The sequence below is a fragment of the Pelagivirga sediminicola genome, assembly GCF_003072125.1.
GTDB lineage: Bacteria > Pseudomonadota > Alphaproteobacteria > Rhodobacterales > Rhodobacteraceae > Roseovarius > Roseovarius sediminicola.
This window is the reverse complement of record NZ_QCYH01000012.1, coordinates 50,518-66,045: the sequence shown is the minus strand read 5'-3', so window position 1 is coordinate 66,045 and position 15,528 is coordinate 50,518. Positions and strand designations below refer to the sequence as shown.

Below are 15,528 nucleotides of genomic sequence, written 5' to 3'. Positions count from 1 at the left end.
TAGGATGCAAAGGCTTAAGCATTGATGTCACTCCACAGGGCGCTCACGGGGAGTGCAAAATTTCTATCACCAAAGGTGAGTTTTTCCTGACCCAAATAGAACACGATGCCGGTACATGCCCGACTACGACCGGGTCCGTCTTTTGAGAACCATTTGAGGTGTTTGAAATCATCTCCGCTGACTGATGCAGAAGCTTTGACCTCGACACAGACCAGATGGCTGCCGCCGTCGATCAGGATGTCAATCTCCCGCTGGTCCGCACTGCGCCAGTGATAGAGCCGATAGTCAGCGGCCTGCATCGGGACGGCACGCTGGATCTCGTTCAAAACGAAGCTCTCAAGCAGACCGCCGAGGGCTTGCGGATTGTTGTCGATGGTAAAGGTATCTTCAGTGAAGCGGCGCAAGGCACAGGCTATGCCTGAATCTGCGAAGTGATATTTTGGGTTCTTGATTTCCCGCTTGCCCTCACCCGATGTCCAGGCACCCAGCTTGGTGAGCATTGATAACCGTATCAGGATATCTAGATATTGTTCGACCGTAGCGCGCTGCAGCTTGGTCAGTTTGGCGAGTTCGGACGCGTTGATCTCTTGAGCCGACCGTGCCGCCATCTGGTCTATCAGGATACGCAGGGCATCTGGCTTCCGAACCGGCGTGATATCTGCCACATCGCGCTCAACGACCGCGTCGATATAGTCCCGATACTGCCGCTGACGGGATCTGAGTGGCAGCGTTCTGGTTTCAGGAAAGCCACCTTCCAGAATAAGATCAATGTAGTCACTTCGGCTGACCGGCTCTGGATCAACCACTTGCCCTAGCTTCGGGTCTTTTTGCATCGCCCAATCCATTAGGCGGCTGACAGGTGCTCTTTTGACTTCGGCGACTGACAAGGGCCAGAGCTTAAGTGTGCGCATCCTGCCCGCAAGCGAGTCAGCTACGTCAGTGGTCGTAAACACGTTGGAGGATCCGGTAAGGACAAACTGCCCTTTGCGCCGATTGGTATCCACAACCCTCTTAACTGCCAGAGCCAGCTTTTTAGACCGCTGAGCCTCATCAATGATAAGCGGTGCGCGGTCTAGGTCTTCCATCAGACTGGCGAGCTGCCCTTCTGGGTCCGATTCAATGGCGGCCAAGACTGCAGCGTCATCCAAAGTGATAAAACGGCCATTGCCAAACAAGTCTCTTACAAGTGTCGTCTTGCCGACCTGCCTCGGGCCTATGAGGTTAACCACACGTGCTGATGCGATTGCATCTTCAAGCTCTGGAACGAGGTGTCTTGGCAGGTAGTCTTCTGTATCACTCATGGATCGGAGCTTCCCTTTCGAGCTTTGTGGAAAACATACCGTGTGAGGGGTCTGGTTCCTTACCACAGATTGCATATTAGAATGTCCACCATTTGTCTACTAGAAGCTTCACCATTTGCTCATTAGGAAGCTCACCATTTGCACACTACATGAGCTTCTGCGTGTCAACTCGCCAGACCAGCATCCTGTAACCCTTCGTGATCAGGCAAGTCGCGGAGGCTTTCCATCCCGAACACCACCAAGAACTTCTGCGTCGTCACATAGGTATAGGGTGCCCCGGCCCGCGGGCTGCGCGGTCCGGGGGTGATCAACTCTTGCGCTCGCAGACGTGCGATTAGATCGCGGTTGATATCTTTGCCGAAAATATCCTTCAACCCATCGCGGGTCAGTGGCTGGTGATAGGCAATCGACGCGAGCACAGCGACTTCGAATTCATTCAAGTCGACCAGCTGGTCGCGCACATCCGCCGCCGCGCGTATCGCTCCTGCAAATCGCACCCGCGTGCGCATCATCCAGCCATCGCCAACCACGACCAGCTCATAGGGACGACCGGCCAGTTCCGCTTTGATATCCTCAATCAACAGATCAACCGATGCCCCCTGCCCCACAACGCGCGCCAGATCCGCAGCGCGCACCGGTGCCGCACTGGCAAAAATCACCGCCTCAATGCGGCCCATCCATTCCCGCCACCGCAGGTCCGGCGGCAGGTCTTCCAATTCAGTGTCTAACTCGGGCGTTTCCTTGGTCATGTTCACACCCCGTAGAGCCGGAACGTCGCGCGCCCGGTGAGTTCGCGCACAACGCCCAATTCCACCAGCCGATCACAGAGCCGCCGTGCCGCACGGTCTGTCATCGGGACCGCCGTGCCTTGTATCATCGGAGACAACATCCCCGATGGCGACACTGCATCATGGCTCAAGAACAGAGCCAACGCCTCATCCGATCCCTTGGCCCGCAGTGTCGGCGCAACGGCCCGCAACTTCGCGACGCGGCGATCCAGATCCGCAGCCTTGCGAATGGCCCCATCGCAGGCCGCAATCATTGCCAGATGCACACGAGGACCCGGATCGCCTGCCCCGTCCGCGATCGCTCGGATATCCTTGCGCGGCAGATGCGCCGCCAATAACGGCATGGGCCGATCCCACCCAACCGCGCGGGCCAGCGTGAGATCCGCCAACATCAATGCCGCCGCTTCCTCGCGGGGAAACTGTCGCAGCACGTCCGCCAGTATCCGGCTTGCCTGTGCAACCGGCGGTCCTGGAGGGGCGCCAAAATCCGGCATCGCGTCCGCCACCGCGGCAGGCAGCACCGTCCTGACACGGTCTGTCCACCCACCCGCGGCCAAGTTCACCCGCGCCAACCTGCGCCATGCCACAAACATGTCTCCAGCAGGCCCATAGGCATCCCCTGCCCGCCCCAGTCGCTCTGGCCGCACCAGTCGCACTGGCCGCGCCAAACACACCGCATCCCGGATATCGGATGCAGAGTCACTGCGACCTTCCAATCTCAGGCAGGCTACAGCCGCATCCATTGCCAACCGGTCCCGCAACAACGGCGCAGGCAATGTGCCGCCCGGGTCGCGCAGCACCACATCTAGCATCGCTAACGCAGCGCCCGATAAAAACGCAACAGTTTCAGGGGTATCGTCCTGCGGGAGGGTGATCCAGCGGGGTAGCAGCTGTATGCTCTTGGTAGCGCTCAGAGTGGGTTTAGCGGCTTGCTTCATCCCGAAAGCCTAAACCCACGCGGCGCTTTACTCCAGAAAATACTGCGCTAACCGCCCCGCCTTACAGTTCTCTCTTACGTCCAATAATGTTGCATTATCGGACATGAAAAGATATGCTGGGAAGCAGTTCAATTTCATTGCTGGATTCACTGGAAAATGACCTCAGAGGACGAGAAACCGACTTCATCAACCACTGGTGCATTTAGTATTGCTCAGGACGACGAGGGAGATCAAGAACAAAGCGATGGGATCGCCCTGCCCGCGCATGTCGCGGGCTCGGGCACCCTCGATCGTCTTGTCGACACCGCGCGCGACTACGCCAAAGCCTCCACGGCCGAAAACACCAACAAGGCTTACGCTGCCGACTGGAAACACTTTGGGCGATGGTGCCGGATCAAGGGCACCGATCCCCTGCCCCCCTCTCCCGAAATGATCGGACTCTATCTGGCGGACCTGGCTGCGCCAGTTGGCAAGGCCTCAACAACAACGGTCACGACCATCGAACGGCGTCTCTCGGGCCTCGCCTGGCACTATCAACAACGCGGCTTCAGTCTTGATCGCAAGAACCGCCACATCGCCACCGTGCTGGCCGGGATCAAGCGCAAGCACGCGCGGCCGCCGGTTCAGAAGGAAGCGATCCTGCGTGATGACATTCTCGCCATGGTGGCCACCCTGGGTTTCGACCTGCGGGACTTGCGCGACCGGGCGATTCTGCTTCTGGGCTATGCTGGCGGCCTCAGGCGCTCGGAGATCGTCGGCCTGGACGTCCACAAGGACGACACGCCCGACAGCGGCGGCTGGATCGAGATCATGGGCGACAAGAATGGAGGGGGTGCCCTGCTCACGCTAAACGCCAAGACTGGCTGGCGCGAAGTCGAGATTGGCCGTGGCTCCAGCGACCAGACCTGCCCGGTCCACGCACTGGAACAATGGCTGCACTTTGCCAGGATCGAATTTGGGCCTCTGTTCGTCCGCACGTCCCGTGATGGCACGAAGGCACTGGAGGCGCGGCTCAGTGACAAACACGTCGCCCGTTTGATCAAGCAAACAGTGCTGGATGCTGGCATCCGGTCCGACCTCCCCGAAAAAGAGCGCCTCGCCTTGTTCTCCGGCCACTCGCTGCGGGCTGGTCTTGCCAGCAGCGCGGAAGTCGACGAACGATACGTCCAGAAGCACCTCGGCCACGCGTCCGCCGAGATGACACGCCGCTACCAACGCCGCCGTGATCGGTTCCGCGTGAATCTGACCAAGGCTGCGGGGCTATAAGCCCCCTGCCCTCTTCAGTCACCAAGTAACGCCAGGATATCCCGTCGTTGATGAAGAACACGGATAACGGCGATCCCGGTCTCGACGGTCTCGAAAACAAAAATGTGGGATCCGTAGATGTGTATCCGAACGGGCGGTCTGAACTCTTTTCGCAAGCGGGCTATCTCGGGCTGTTCGCTCAAGAGATCAAATAGCTCAACCATCCCGTCGAAGTAGCGGTCGGCCTGCGCAATGCCCCAATGATCCGCGCCGTCGGTCCAGATGTCAGCAAGGTCCTGTTCAGCAAGCGGTCGAAGAACGTAGCTACGGGCCACGTGTGGAATGCATCTTCTGCTTAAACGCCGTGGGATCGAATGGCGCGGCCGGACCGCTCTCCAGCCCAGCATCAATTGCGGACTGAAGCTCCGCTATCACCATACCCCGCTCCTGATCGCGGCGGATAAGATCGCGCACGTAATCGCTTGAGTTGGCAAACCGACCACCTTCGGTCTGTTGCTCCACCCAAGATTTCATCTGCTCCGGGAGAGATACATTCATTGTCACCATGATGAGCCTCCTTATGAAAACCTATGGCAAAGATTGCCAAATATCAAGATCCTTCCACTCTCCGCAGACCGAAAGCGACGCGAAGGACATAATCTTCTCATGATCTCACGCCGCCACTCCACTCAAGCGACCGTAGAAGCTGCGCTCAAGATGCAGCTCCCCTGCCCCGGCCTTCTCAACCATACCACGCAGATATCCCCCAGGTGAGGCCACCTCGCCGGCGCAATGCTTGTCGAACACGAGCACAAGCGCCGCTGTCGCCACTTGCTTGCCCAATCGATCCTGGGCAACGTGCCAGGCGTGCTCTGAAATGCCGATCATAGGTCGGAGCTGGCCTGCGACGCGGTAAAGATCGCCCCAATCTTTCAGATATCCTCCCATATTGTGCGCCCAGGATGCGAATTCGGGACAAGCCTGCATGACTGTCTGCAGATCAAGCGCTGTTCCCCGCATTTTGCGGGTTTCAGCCACCCAGTCTTCCAGCTCCTGATCGACACGCTCTTCCGGTGGCGCATTTGGCACCACGGCCGCCGCGTTCTCATTTTCTGAGGACTTACTAGTTACAGGATCAAGTTGTTTTGTAATTAGTATATGAGGGTCGAAAATGACCCCCTTGGGGTCCATATCTTGAGTCTTTCTAGATGTTTGTTCATTCGTTTCAGAGCTGTTATCCACAACCTCATCCATCGCAGTTGCCTTGAGGAACGACACTTCGACACGCTCCTGAAGCTTTCTGAACCAGTCCAAAAGGCGTTCAAGCGTCTCGGAGGCCTCGTGACGGCGCGGAAGCCTGCCCAGAAGGTCCTCAAACACGTCAGTGAAGACGCCCCAAGGGCCTTTCAGCGCCCCGCTGAGAGCCGCTTCGATCCGAGCGCGGATCATCCGGCGTGCGATTGTAATCTGACGCTTCAGGCGCTGGCACAACTCGCGCTCAGCCTGAAGCTCGGCGTGGAGATGTTCGAATTCTGCGACACGGGCCGACATGGGTGACAGATCAAAGCCGTATGCCTCGACGATCACGCCATCCGCGTCCCTGCGTCCCCATCGCTTGCCATTAGAGCTATCCTGAAAGGCAATGATGCCCGCCTCTGCGAGGCGGCGTGCGTGGCGCTTGAGGGCAGAGAGTGAAAACCCCGTCTGCTCCATCAGATAGGCGTTGGAGGCCCACACGATCGGCCGCCTGCCCTCCTCCCAGTCCTGAGCCTGTGTGAAGGCCCCAAGGGTGTCGAGGAGCATCATATCACTCGCCTTAAGCCCTATGTGCGCACCCACACGCTTTACGGCCACAAAAGCCCTTGATTTGGGTACACTTACCCGTTCGCCGGCTTGGGCAAGTTGCTGAGCAACTCCAAGACCCGGCGTCGGCTTGCGCCAACCTGTATGTTTCATGAGTGTTTCTACACCTCCATCAGTTGAATGAAGGCAAAAGGGTCCCGTTCACCGAATCGGTGTTGTGTCGTTGACTTCGATCCGCGGGAGAGGTATCTAAAGGTTGCACAACGAATTAGATCAGCTCTCAGGCCGCTTGGTTTGGGGGCTTTTCTTTTGCCGTTAGATCACGTGATGTTCCTCTCTGCTCTCGGCCTCAATTGAGGGTCGCGCACCCTTCCCTGTCGTTGCAGGTGAGCACTTCATTTTTTCGACCCATGTTCTTGCAGATAAGCTGCGATTACATCGCCAAGGCCTTCAAGACCCTGCTTATCCAAATCCAATCCGGCGGCGCTGACGGACAGCTTCCCACCTTGCGATGACATCGAGAGTTTTCTCGATCCAACTGATCTTGTAACGACTACCTTCTTAGGTCTTGCAGCCACTTTAGCCTTGGTCTTCTTAACTTCTGAGAGACTAGACACGGCCTTCTGAAGGTCAGGAAAGCTGAGGTCATAAGCATTCTTGAATTTATTCAAGATTTGCTCTCGATCTCTAAAAACAGCTCTTCCACGTGATACGATACTCTCGTGGACGCCTATGCGCTTGGCGAAGGAAACGGCCGTGACGTCTCTCGAGACGCTACTGGCTTTGAGATTCTCAAACATTTCTCCGATCGATAGAAGTCGTTCGAACGGGCCGAGGTTCTCACGCTCTTCGTTTTCTCTAAACCGCATGAACAGGAGTTCAAATTCTTCGTCCTCGGTTCCGCGTTTTTCGGGCGACGCCAGGACGGCGCGTAAAGGCAAATCAAGCATCTCTGCGATCGCATGCCGCCTTCGTCCTGTGATCAGCTCAAACTGCACTCCATCAACGTTTTCTGGGTCTAGCGGATCTGGCTTCCAATTCGGATCACTTGGCCAGACTTGTATCGGAGTATCTTGCCCATTTGCTGCGATACTATTTTTGAGGGACTGGAACGCCTCTTGGCTTTGCCAATCCACACGGCGATCCGTTCCAAGTCTGTCAACGACCATTGCCGAAACCAGTGATAGTTCATGGTGACCATTGAGGATGTCGTCGACCATCTTTTGACGAGCCCTACCCAACGCCGCCTTGTTTTGCTCAACAGCTCCCGCCTTCCACGCGCTTCCGGCGCCACCGACGCGCGGTTTGGCATCAGCAACAGGATTTGGACTCACCACTTCAGCCATTGCCTCGGTTTCAGCTCCCGGGTTCTTAGTTGATTCGTCGTCAGATGGCTTGCTTGTATCTTTCAACAAGGAACGCTTAAGTTTCATGCGGATTCCTCCCCGTCTTCCTCGTAGAATTCGTTGATCCAAGTCTCAGCATAGCCTCGCTCACGGCCCGGCCAAATCCGCGAAACAATTGCATCGTTGACAGCATCAGCATTCGTAATGAAGCGCTCAATACCCTTCTTTTTTCCGCGAGTATCGGGCTCGTACTCATACACCGACTGGTAGACATCAGAAGCGTTCGCTATTGCATCTGACCGCAGGTAGAATACCGGCAAGACCTCAGTCGGACAGTGCTCCAACAGATTGGCCACTTGTTTCAGGTCTTGATCATTCGTTCGCTGCACGATCGTTGGCAACAGCATGTTGGCCCCTGTCCCGATTTCGATGCGATCGTGATCGAGAATATGGTTGATCATACCACGAAGCCCGGTGACGAAGGTGGACAAGGTTGCAATGTCGAAGCCCTTCATGGTCTGCGGAATAACCAGATTGGTGGATGCCACGACATTGTTTAGCTGAAACAGTGTGAGCGCCGGCTGATAATCGATGATAATGCAATCGAGCGTCTCACTGAGAGCATTGCTGAGTTTCGTAGGGTCGACTGAGCCGTTGGCCACCAATTCGTTTGGAACCGTTTTTGGTTGATGGTGGTCACGCCACCGTTCGACAGAGTCCCGAAGATATCTATAAAATGCCTTTTCAGGAGGATTATCGCGAATCAAGCGCGTGATCTGAAGCTCGCCCTCGGAGGTTTCGCCGTGCGCAGGCAGGATGCGCAATCCGGGCCAAGACGTCTTTAGGAAGAAGCTGTCCAGGGTATCTGCATCATGTTCTGTGTATGGCTTTCCATCTTCGCTCATATATAATCCGGCAAAGTCGACCAGTGTTGCCGTATCTTCTGTCGGAAGCTGAGGCAGTCCTTCGCCTCCGACGAAATAGAGTGTGATCGTGCTCTGAGGATCGGCGTCCATTACTCCTACACGCATCCCATAATTGAGGCTCAGGTATTGCGCGAAGTGGGCGGCCGTCAGCGATTTGGCAGTCCCCCCTTTCTGGCTCGCGAACGAAATTACCGGGAGCGGGTCGCCGGGCTTTCTCCAAGCCAAATAGTCATATGGCCGCTTTGCGGATGCGGCCAACAGAGCTCGGATATGCATCAGATCGACGAGCGTGAATACTCGCTCTCTGCCAACATACTCACCGGCCGGAAAGTCACCATTCTCTCTGGCAAACTTTGTAAGATATTGAATGCTGACATTGAGAAAGCGGGCGCACTGCCGCATGGACCAAGATCGTTTGATCCGATTGCGAATGGTCAGGTCTTTGTTGACCGAAACCATTGTCTTATCGAGACCGCGCGAAAGGTCGTTCAAAAATTGTTCTAGGGTACCGCTCATGATACTTACCACTGCTTCCGATTCTCTTATGGAATCGATTCTGCTCATGTAGTAGCACGGTTTGGTATATGATGTATAGATATGACACTCCTATACTAAATAGACGCTCTTTATGGCCTATACCTGAGCAAGATGGGTATCTTGAATACATTCAAGATCACAGTAGTGGCGCCGCTTGGCCCCTCACTCCTCAAAGCATCCCAGCCATAATCCGCCATGGGCCGAAGCCGCGTATAAGTGATAGCCGGGCGGGCCGACCCCACGAGTTTCGACCGCACCAAGCGCACGACATTCTCGAGCGCGTAGTTGAAGTAACTCGCCCCGGTGAACCCAGCGATCGCAAACACCAGCACGGCAAACGTCCACCAGCGGATATGGAAGACGAACAGGACGATGAAAAAAATCAGGCGCGCGTCGAAGAACGCCAGAAGCGGCCGCGCCATGGCGTAGCGCCAATGCACCGTCGAGCGATAGATGTTGTATCTGTTCTCAGCCATGGTGAACCTCCAGCCCTTAACGGTTCGGCAACACGACGCTGCTGGTGAACAAGACGCCGATGATCTGGCGAGAGCGCAAAGAGATCAGCGGTCCTTTTGGGGCGCTTTGGACAAACTCCCCCGCGAGATCGTGACCAATTTCTGCGAGACCCTTGTAGAGGCCTTGCTCAATTGTTGGCGCCGGGCGGGTGACACCCGTGACACCGCCAAGATCGATCAGCGATGTGCCAGGATCTGAGAGGGCGTCGCCGACCCCCGACACGAATGCCGCCGCGACGCGCGGCGCATAACGTGCAAAAAGACGGCGATCCAGATCGGTGCGTACCGCAAGCGACTTCTGACGAGCATCGACCGCGTAGGCGGATATCGGGATCTGCGTGCCGTCTTCGAGCACAGCCGCGTTGAACCGGACGATGAGATGGGTGTCGTTCTGGTTTGCCTCGAATCCGCCGAGCAGGCGCGCGCCTCTGAGCGGCCCTTTCCTGATCTGCGCGACCACCGGGCCGGGCGTGTCGCTGTCATTGGTGATGATGGTCGAGGCGAGAACGACGTCGCCCGCGCGAATAAGCGGCTCCGAGAGGGCAGGGGCGCCCGATTGGCGCGTCCTGCCATCGCTGGTTCGGGAAGAGGTGGTGTCTTCGCTGGGAACCAGGTCTTCCTCGACGACAACTGTGACGGCCGATGGCTGAGCGCTCCACGCGCCGATCAGCCCCTGCTGCTGGGTCGCCATCAACTGGGCGAGCTGGTTGATACGGGCGTAGTCCGGGGGTTGAGACTGGTCCGGCATTGGTCGCGCTTGTTGTTGCACCGGTTGCTGGCGATCGATCACCACGGTTCTGGGTTGTTCGGTCTCGACCGGGGCGTTCGCCGGGGGTAGCGGGCGATTCGGGTTTGGCGCCGTGGCGGGTGGCTTTTCATCGATCTGACGCAGAGGCTCATCCGGTGTCGCGATGAATGACGTGTCAGACTCCTGCGCCTCGCGGGCACCGTCCTCGTTCTGCTGTCGCAAATTATCCTGATAACGTTCTGAGGTGCGCAGCTGATCACCGGCTGGCGTATCATCGACGTTCGGCGTTCCAGCCAGCCGGCTCGGGCCGATCAGTTCCGGGTTCTTCCAGAGCTCATAGCCGACTGCGCCACCGACGGCCAAAATCGTCAGCAAAGCCATGTTTCTGAATGACAAAAGCCCACCCTTGCGTACGCGGGCAACACGGCCTGCACTGGCTCGGTCCGCCGTGTCGCTCCTGTCACCTGCAAGTCCAATGTCTGCTTCATCATTGTTTTCGTTTGGGTTCTTGGACTCGCTCATTTGGAGATCCTCACTTTGGAGACGCGCCCGTTGGTGGAAATCAGCGCAACGGATGTGGGCCTGATTCGATAGGCTTTGACCTGGCCGGGCCCGGTCAGGATCCCGGAGGCGGGCGGCGAGATGATCGCATCGGCAGATTGCAGATAGATCGCGCCGTCATAGCGCCAGGCTTTGACGGCTCTGTTGTCCGTGGTGAGACGCACAGCATTGCCCGGAATGTCGGCACCGGTGGCGAAGGCCATCATCACGTCGTTTGAGGCCCGCGTCACCGGTTCGCTCTGTCGGGTCTGAAGGGGCTTTGATGCAGCGTTTGGCCCCAACCCGTGCACCGTGAAGTCGCGGCGATAATGCGTGTTGAGCGAGTTCGTGCGCACATCGAAGACCAGTGGTCGGCTTTCGCCGACGAGAGACACCACGATGTTGGAAAACCCGTGGGCGACCAGCGGCGTCACCGCCAGTTGATTCGAGCCCTCCTGCATCGCATAGACTTGGAAACTTTTTGGTTTACCGATCACGTAGGACGCGATCGGCCAGGCCGCGCCGGTCTGATCGTAAAAGGCCATGACACTGACCGTATCAGGCCCGGTCAACAGGACCTCCGGCTCCTGCGCCGAATTCAGCGTTATCCGCTTGGCATCTGTGATCGATTTTGGAAACTGACCCGATGGCGGGGTGGCGGCGGCCTTCTGGCTCTCATCAACACGCCTGCGATAGTCGCGGATCATCTCCGGGGTCATCGGGAACTGGCTCTGGATCGCCGCGCCATAGGCGGTGATCTCTTCTGGCGTCAGCGGGCGGTCGAGATCGTCCAGACTTTGCAGCAACTCTTTCGCGCCGACGATCGGGAGATCGCCAGTCGGTGTCTGCTGTTGCTGATCTGCCGGTTGTTGCCGCTGATTGATCTCGTTCTGGGTGAGGGGGTCGGCGCCGGTGGGCAGGGTCTGTTGACCGGGTGCTGGCTGACTGCCATTCTCGATGGTGACCACCGTGGTCCCATCGTTCTGACCCGGCAGGGTCGCGGTCGGACGGTTTGCGGGCTGGGGCAGGGGGGTCTGAACCTCGTTGCCGGGCGGAACGGTCTCATCACCACCCGCATCCCTCAGCACCTGTTGCGCCTGGCCAGATGAGAGCATCAGGCCGAATAAGACGGCGGCGCCGACGGTCGTCGATAGGCGAAACTGTCGCATTGATCGGAGTATATTACGCATCAGGCACCTCCGGAGGCCGCGATGAAGCGGGAGATTGCCATCGCATAGGGGGATTCATAGGTTTGCAGCCGTTCGATGTTTATGGTGATCATGAAGTTCTGACCTGTCACCTCGGAGGCGGATTGATAGGTCACGCGCAGCGGGATCTGCACGACCCATTCATAGACACCGCGGTCGTTGATGCCCTCGCGCACGATGACTGCGTTGTTGGCGACGGCGGTGGTGTTGAGGCGGCGGGCCTGCACCAGCTCGAGCATCTGGCTCTTCTGGACGGCCTCGACGAACTGGTTCCAGCCGGTGGGTTTGGTAAAATATTGCAGCGCGTTGTTGAAGTCGGCGCGGTAGTTGGCAAAATCGTAGGTCAGCGACGAGGTTACCGCCTTGACCGCGAAGTTGCTCACCTCGGCGGCTGACTGGTGCGGCTTGTCGAGAGGCACGAGTGGCAATAGCTGGCCGTCTGTCGTTGTCGCAAAATACCTTGGCTCTGGCCGGTTCACCGCAAGATAGGCGGTCGATGCAGCCAGCACGGCGGTCGACAGACCCAGACCGAGCGCGACCTTGGCCATGACCTTATAGGAAATTTCGAACGTGCGCGCCGAGCGCAGGATAGATTCAGCTGCGTTCAAATGTTCATTATCTGACAGCATCGACACACCCCGTCACTGGCTTGCGGCTTTGGCGACAGTCAGAATGTCCGGCGGCAGTTCCGAGAAGGCGAATTGTGCGCCTTGATCCGTATCAAAGAGGAAGAACGGCACGCCCGGCATCTTGTTTGCCCGCATCCAGTTGATGTTGTCGACGATCCCCTGGATGACGGCCTTGTCGGCCAGGGTCGTATCCATCTGGACGACGCCGGATGTTCCTCGGGTGTTAGAGGTCATATGAGCCATGAAGGTTTGCGCGATATCTTTGGAATGCAGGATCGACAGGGCCGTATTGAACCCCTGAACGCCGGTAACGGGAGCGAAAATGATCCGGAGGTCGACAGACCCGGATGCAATTGGCCCCTGCATTTGATCAATCGTCCACTGGCAATGCGGGCACTCCGGGTCGGTGAGCATGTAGACGACGGGCGCGCCAGGGTTCGGCGTTCCGGCAGAAAACCAGATACGCTCCTCACCGGCTTGCTTGAAGATCGTATCGATTCCTGCCTGAACATCGGCAGAGGGGTGTTCAATGGCGGTAATCGGTGCCGACAGGGTGGCAACGGCAGGTGCGTTCAGCGTTGCCGTGTCAGGCGGCCGCGGCGCTTGGGTCACGTCGCCAGATCGCAGGTTTCTCTGCAATTGATTTAACACAGGTGATGTGGCCCCAGTCGGTGCGCGCCTGGCGGTTTGCGGATTTGAATCTGGCGCCATCGCGCCTTGTGTTGAAGGCGCAGGTGTTGTTGTCCGTGCGGGTAACGAACGTGCAGGACTCGAAGTCTGAGACATCGATGCTTGTGCGATGGGCGGTTTCGCGCCCGGATCGGGCACGGTCGCTAGCAGTGCAGCCGAAATGTCCTCACCTTGTGGTCCAATGATGCGCCCGACAATTGTCAGCCCATCCTGTGTTGTCAGGGCGGTCGCGGGGTGTCCGTCTGCGTCCTTGATGGCCCAAGCCTGCATCTCGCCAATTTTCAGAAGCGGGCGCACCTCTGGGTCTGTTTTTGAGATGAGTGTTTCGATGAAGGGGGACGTTCCCGTGCAACCGGCAAACCCCTCCTTCCAGCTGTATTCCTGAGCAAGGCTTGCCGAGCCAGATCCCAGGATCATGAGGAAGGCGAGACCTGACACTGAGCTTACACGCGGCGAACGGCTTTTTTTGACAGCTTTCATCGGGAAATCCTTTTCTCGGAGGTATTTAGCAAAGGTCTTTACTGTGTCGTTTATATCGTTATATATAACGATATAGGATTAATGACCATAGCCGAGTTGCCGCAAGCCACAACACATTGGTTCGAGGCGGAAGGGAGTGACAATGTATCGGTCAGACACAGCATCAGGCGGCTCGGCACCATCACCTGTTGACGCTTTTGCCGACCGCTTTACCTTTGCCCGCCCGGCCCGGGACCGCGTTGCCGTCCACATGCGCGCCCGCGAAAGCACCGGTACCGCCTTTATCAACGGGCTGTGCAAGGTCCTGCTGACCTTCGCCGTTCTCGGTCTCGTCGCGATTGGCGGCGTCTTTGCATTCAACGCACTGGACCGGAAGACAGAAGCGGAAGAGGCCGTGGTCGAGTTTGCCTATCATCAGCAGGCCCGCGAACTCGATCAATTGCGATCCGAGGTGACTCTGCTCACCGAACAGAGCCTGGAACTGCGCTCGGAACTGGCGCTGTTGACGGGGCAGGGCGGTGTTTTGCCAAGGTTCGTTGCTCGGCTGCAGGACCAGCGCAAGGTCAACGGCGCGCATTCCAATGCCATACGGCAGCTTTATGCCACCACCGGCCTGATCGGCGCGTCGCTGCCCGCAATCGACGAAGGCGCAGCTTCCGAGAGAGCCGGTTCTCGCCCGGTACAGGTGACGCCTGTCGCGGCTCCCGTGACGGACACCCCGAAACGCGTTGTGCTGATCCCAGACGGTAACGCCGAAGCCCAGCCGAAAATAGAGGGTGGAGATGGTGAGTGATGAGGATGACAGCATATGGACGAGCTGACCGTCTTCTTCACGCGGGTGACCGACATCCTGCCACCGGCGCAGGCCTTCGTGGCAGCACTCTGTTTCGTTCTGGGCATCATCCTCGTCGTGATCGGCAGCCGAATGATGCTGGTGACGGCCGAGGAGCGCGCGCATGCCCATCACAGGCGGCACGGCTACTATCAGGCGCTGACCTACATCGTGTTCGGTCTGCTGATCATCTCCCTCGATCTGACGCTGTCCGCCTGGATCGCGTCACTTTACGGGGCAAGCAACACCACCGCGAGTGCCGCCAGCGAGATCATGGCCTATGCGCCGGAGATGCTCTCACCCGTTTCGGGCACGCCCGGCGAAGCCATCCTGATCGCACTCGTGCGGATCGCGCAATTCATCGGGCTGCTGGCGGTCGTGCGCGGTCTCTTTCTCTGCGTCAAATCGGCGGACATGCCGACCCAGGGCCTGATGGGCAAGGGCTTCATTCACATGATTGCAGGGATCATGGCGGTCGATCTGCCCCGGACCGTCGGCCTTTTCGAAAATCTCTTCTTCGGCTGAAACAAGGAACTCCTCCATGCGCAAGAAACAATCCCGCTCTCATAACCGCGTCTCTAGGCGACCCGCCATTGTCCGTTCTGCGCTCTCCCTCGGCTTTGGCACATTCTGGGCCAGCCAAACCTTCGCCCAGACGTTTGGCGACATCTTCACCGAAATGCGCTCCAGCCAGCTCGGGCCTGCGGCTGACATTCTCGGCACCATCTCCTTCGTTCTCGGCGTCGTGTTCGCGATCATGGCGGTCATGGCGATGATCAAGCGGTCGCGCAGCACCAATGACTCGTCCGTCGAGACGGGCCGCATCCTGATGCTCAGCGTCGCGGCCGCCTGCATGGTGGCGATCCCGACCTTCCTCAATGTCGGCGTCGCCTCGATCTTCGGCACCGGTGCGAACCAATCCTCCGTGGACGGTCAGCTCCGCTCGCTCAACTAAGGGGCATGTACTGATGGTCGCATTCTGGCATCAGGTCGCAGCCCATC

At 57.9% G+C, this 15,528-nt stretch carries 17 protein-coding genes; 4 read left to right on the top strand and 13 right to left on the bottom strand.

Going from position 1 to position 15,528, the window contains the following annotated elements; genetic code table 11:
* Positions 1-14 precede the first annotated feature (14 nt).
* The 3 genes from DC366_RS16040 to DC366_RS16030 all read right to left on the bottom strand — a co-directional run bounded on the left by DC366_RS16040 (position 15) and on the right by DC366_RS16030 (position 3,027).
* A complete protein-coding gene (locus DC366_RS16040; RefSeq protein WP_108693233.1) occupies positions 15-1,301 on the bottom strand; it encodes an ATP-binding protein in 1,287 nt (428 codons plus the stop codon).
* A gap of 164 nt (positions 1,302-1,465) precedes the next feature.
* Positions 1,466-2,050, bottom strand: coding sequence for an SMC-Scp complex subunit ScpB (gene scpB, locus DC366_RS16035; protein WP_108693232.1), 585 nt, complete (start codon positions 2,048-2,050; stop codon positions 1,466-1,468).
* 2 nt (positions 2,051-2,052) lie between these two features.
* Positions 2,053-3,027: a DUF1403 family protein gene (locus DC366_RS16030; RefSeq protein ID WP_108693231.1), complete on the bottom strand. Its 975-nt coding sequence runs from the start codon at positions 3,025-3,027 to the stop codon at positions 2,053-2,055.
* Positions 3,028-3,183: 156 nt separating this feature from the next.
* Between DC366_RS16030 and DC366_RS16025 the strand changes: the two genes are divergently transcribed.
* The gene (locus DC366_RS16025) at positions 3,184-4,293 is read left to right on the top strand and encodes a tyrosine-type recombinase/integrase (protein WP_108693230.1); all 1,110 of its coding nucleotides are present in this window, start codon (positions 3,184-3,186) and stop codon (positions 4,291-4,293) included.
* A 14-nt stretch (positions 4,294-4,307) separates the two neighbouring features.
* On the opposite strand, the gene DC366_RS16020 is transcribed toward DC366_RS16025, so the two are convergent.
* From DC366_RS16020 to DC366_RS19685, 10 genes are all read right to left on the bottom strand, one after another.
* Positions 4,308-4,607, bottom strand: coding sequence for a type II toxin-antitoxin system RelE/ParE family toxin (locus DC366_RS16020; protein ID WP_243405172.1), 300 nt, complete (start codon positions 4,605-4,607; stop codon positions 4,308-4,310).
* Positions 4,597-4,839 (bottom strand): type II toxin-antitoxin system ParD family antitoxin, encoded by a 243-nt coding sequence (locus DC366_RS16015; RefSeq protein WP_108693229.1) that lies wholly within the window; start codon positions 4,837-4,839, stop codon positions 4,597-4,599. Before DC366_RS16015 ends, DC366_RS16020 begins: the two co-directional genes overlap by 11 nt.
* Before the next feature lie 105 nt (positions 4,840-4,944).
* Positions 4,945-6,228 (bottom strand): plasmid replication protein RepC, encoded by a 1,284-nt coding sequence (repC, locus tag DC366_RS16010; RefSeq protein WP_108693228.1) that lies wholly within the window; start codon positions 6,226-6,228, stop codon positions 4,945-4,947.
* Positions 6,229-6,470: 242 nt separating this feature from the next.
* Positions 6,471-7,508: a replication protein gene (locus tag DC366_RS16005; protein ID WP_165802936.1), complete on the bottom strand. Its 1,038-nt coding sequence runs from the start codon at positions 7,506-7,508 to the stop codon at positions 6,471-6,473.
* Complete coding sequence (locus DC366_RS16000) at positions 7,505-8,863, bottom strand: ParA family protein (RefSeq protein WP_207768742.1); 1,359 nt, start codon at positions 8,861-8,863, stop codon at positions 7,505-7,507. Before DC366_RS16000 ends, DC366_RS16005 begins: the two co-directional genes overlap by 4 nt.
* A gap of 110 nt (positions 8,864-8,973) precedes the next feature.
* Positions 8,974-9,360: an IcmT/TraK family protein gene (gene icmT / locus DC366_RS15995; RefSeq protein WP_108693226.1), complete on the bottom strand. Its 387-nt coding sequence runs from the start codon at positions 9,358-9,360 to the stop codon at positions 8,974-8,976.
* Positions 9,361-9,376: 16 nt separating this feature from the next.
* Positions 9,377-10,669: a DotG/IcmE/VirB10 family type IV secretion system protein gene (locus DC366_RS15990; protein ID WP_108693225.1), complete on the bottom strand. Its 1,293-nt coding sequence runs from the start codon at positions 10,667-10,669 to the stop codon at positions 9,377-9,379.
* Positions 10,666-11,877, bottom strand: coding sequence for a DotH/IcmK family type IV secretion protein (locus DC366_RS20330; protein ID WP_243405171.1), 1,212 nt, complete (start codon positions 11,875-11,877; stop codon positions 10,666-10,668). The genes DC366_RS15990 and DC366_RS20330 overlap by 4 nt, the downstream gene beginning before the upstream one ends.
* On the bottom strand, positions 11,877-12,524 hold the full coding sequence (locus DC366_RS15980) for a type IVB secretion system apparatus protein IcmL/DotI (RefSeq protein WP_108693224.1): 648 nt from the start codon (positions 12,522-12,524) through the stop codon (positions 11,877-11,879). Before DC366_RS15980 ends, DC366_RS20330 begins: the two co-directional genes overlap by 1 nt.
* Before the next feature lie 12 nt (positions 12,525-12,536).
* A complete protein-coding gene (locus tag DC366_RS19685; protein ID WP_133176224.1) occupies positions 12,537-13,694 on the bottom strand; it encodes a thioredoxin domain-containing protein in 1,158 nt (385 codons plus the stop codon).
* A gap of 142 nt (positions 13,695-13,836) precedes the next feature.
* Here DC366_RS19685 and DC366_RS15970 point away from each other — a divergent pair, with 142 nt between their 5' ends.
* The 3 genes from DC366_RS15970 to DC366_RS15960 are packed head-to-tail and all read left to right on the top strand — an operon-like array spanning position 13,837 to position 15,481.
* The gene (locus tag DC366_RS15970) at positions 13,837-14,487 is read left to right on the top strand and encodes a hypothetical protein (protein ID WP_133176223.1); all 651 of its coding nucleotides are present in this window, start codon (positions 13,837-13,839) and stop codon (positions 14,485-14,487) included.
* Positions 14,488-14,502: 15 nt separating this feature from the next.
* On the top strand, positions 14,503-15,051 hold the full coding sequence (locus DC366_RS15965; RefSeq protein ID WP_108693221.1) for a hypothetical protein: 549 nt from the start codon (positions 14,503-14,505) through the stop codon (positions 15,049-15,051).
* 16 nt (positions 15,052-15,067) lie between these two features.
* Entirely contained in the window at positions 15,068-15,481 is a 414-nt protein-coding gene (locus tag DC366_RS15960; protein WP_113913371.1) for a hypothetical protein, read from the top strand.
* The last annotated feature ends 47 nt before the right edge of the window (positions 15,482-15,528 follow it).

Excerpts from the sequence above, each read along its gene's own strand:
- DC366_RS16005 (WP_165802936.1), bottom strand. The coding sequence starts at position 7,508 with ATGAAACTTAAGCGTTCCTTGTTGAAAGATACAAGCAAGCCATCTGAC.
- DC366_RS15980 (WP_108693224.1), bottom strand. The coding sequence starts at position 12,524 with ATGCTGTCAGATAATGAACATTTGAACGCAGCTGAATCTATCCTGCGC.
- DC366_RS16015 (WP_108693229.1), bottom strand. The coding sequence starts at position 4,839 with ATGGTGACAATGAATGTATCTCTCCCGGAGCAGATGAAATCTTGGGTG.
- icmT (WP_108693226.1), bottom strand. The coding sequence starts at position 9,360 with ATGGCTGAGAACAGATACAACATCTATCGCTCGACGGTGCATTGGCGC.
- DC366_RS16000 (WP_207768742.1), bottom strand. The coding sequence starts at position 8,863 with ATGAGCGGTACCCTAGAACAATTTTTGAACGACCTTTCGCGCGGTCTC.
- DC366_RS16030 (WP_108693231.1), bottom strand. The coding sequence starts at position 3,027 with ATGAAGCAAGCCGCTAAACCCACTCTGAGCGCTACCAAGAGCATACAG.
- DC366_RS19685 (WP_133176224.1), bottom strand. The coding sequence starts at position 13,694 with ATGAAAGCTGTCAAAAAAAGCCGTTCGCCGCGTGTAAGCTCAGTGTCA.
- DC366_RS20330 (WP_243405171.1), bottom strand. The coding sequence starts at position 11,877 with ATGCGTAATATACTCCGATCAATGCGACAGTTTCGCCTATCGACGACC.
- DC366_RS16040 (WP_108693233.1), bottom strand. The coding sequence starts at position 1,301 with ATGAGTGATACAGAAGACTACCTGCCAAGACACCTCGTTCCAGAGCTT.
- repC (WP_108693228.1), bottom strand. The coding sequence starts at position 6,228 with ATGAAACATACAGGTTGGCGCAAGCCGACGCCGGGTCTTGGAGTTGCT.
- DC366_RS16025 (WP_108693230.1), top strand. The coding sequence starts at position 3,184 with ATGACCTCAGAGGACGAGAAACCGACTTCATCAACCACTGGTGCATTT.
- DC366_RS15965 (WP_108693221.1), top strand. The coding sequence starts at position 14,503 with ATGGACGAGCTGACCGTCTTCTTCACGCGGGTGACCGACATCCTGCCA.
- DC366_RS15990 (WP_108693225.1), bottom strand. The coding sequence starts at position 10,669 with ATGAGCGAGTCCAAGAACCCAAACGAAAACAATGATGAAGCAGACATT.
- DC366_RS15970 (WP_133176223.1), top strand. The coding sequence starts at position 13,837 with ATGTATCGGTCAGACACAGCATCAGGCGGCTCGGCACCATCACCTGTT.
- DC366_RS15960 (WP_113913371.1), top strand. The coding sequence starts at position 15,068 with ATGCGCAAGAAACAATCCCGCTCTCATAACCGCGTCTCTAGGCGACCC.
- scpB (WP_108693232.1), bottom strand. The coding sequence starts at position 2,050 with ATGACCAAGGAAACGCCCGAGTTAGACACTGAATTGGAAGACCTGCCG.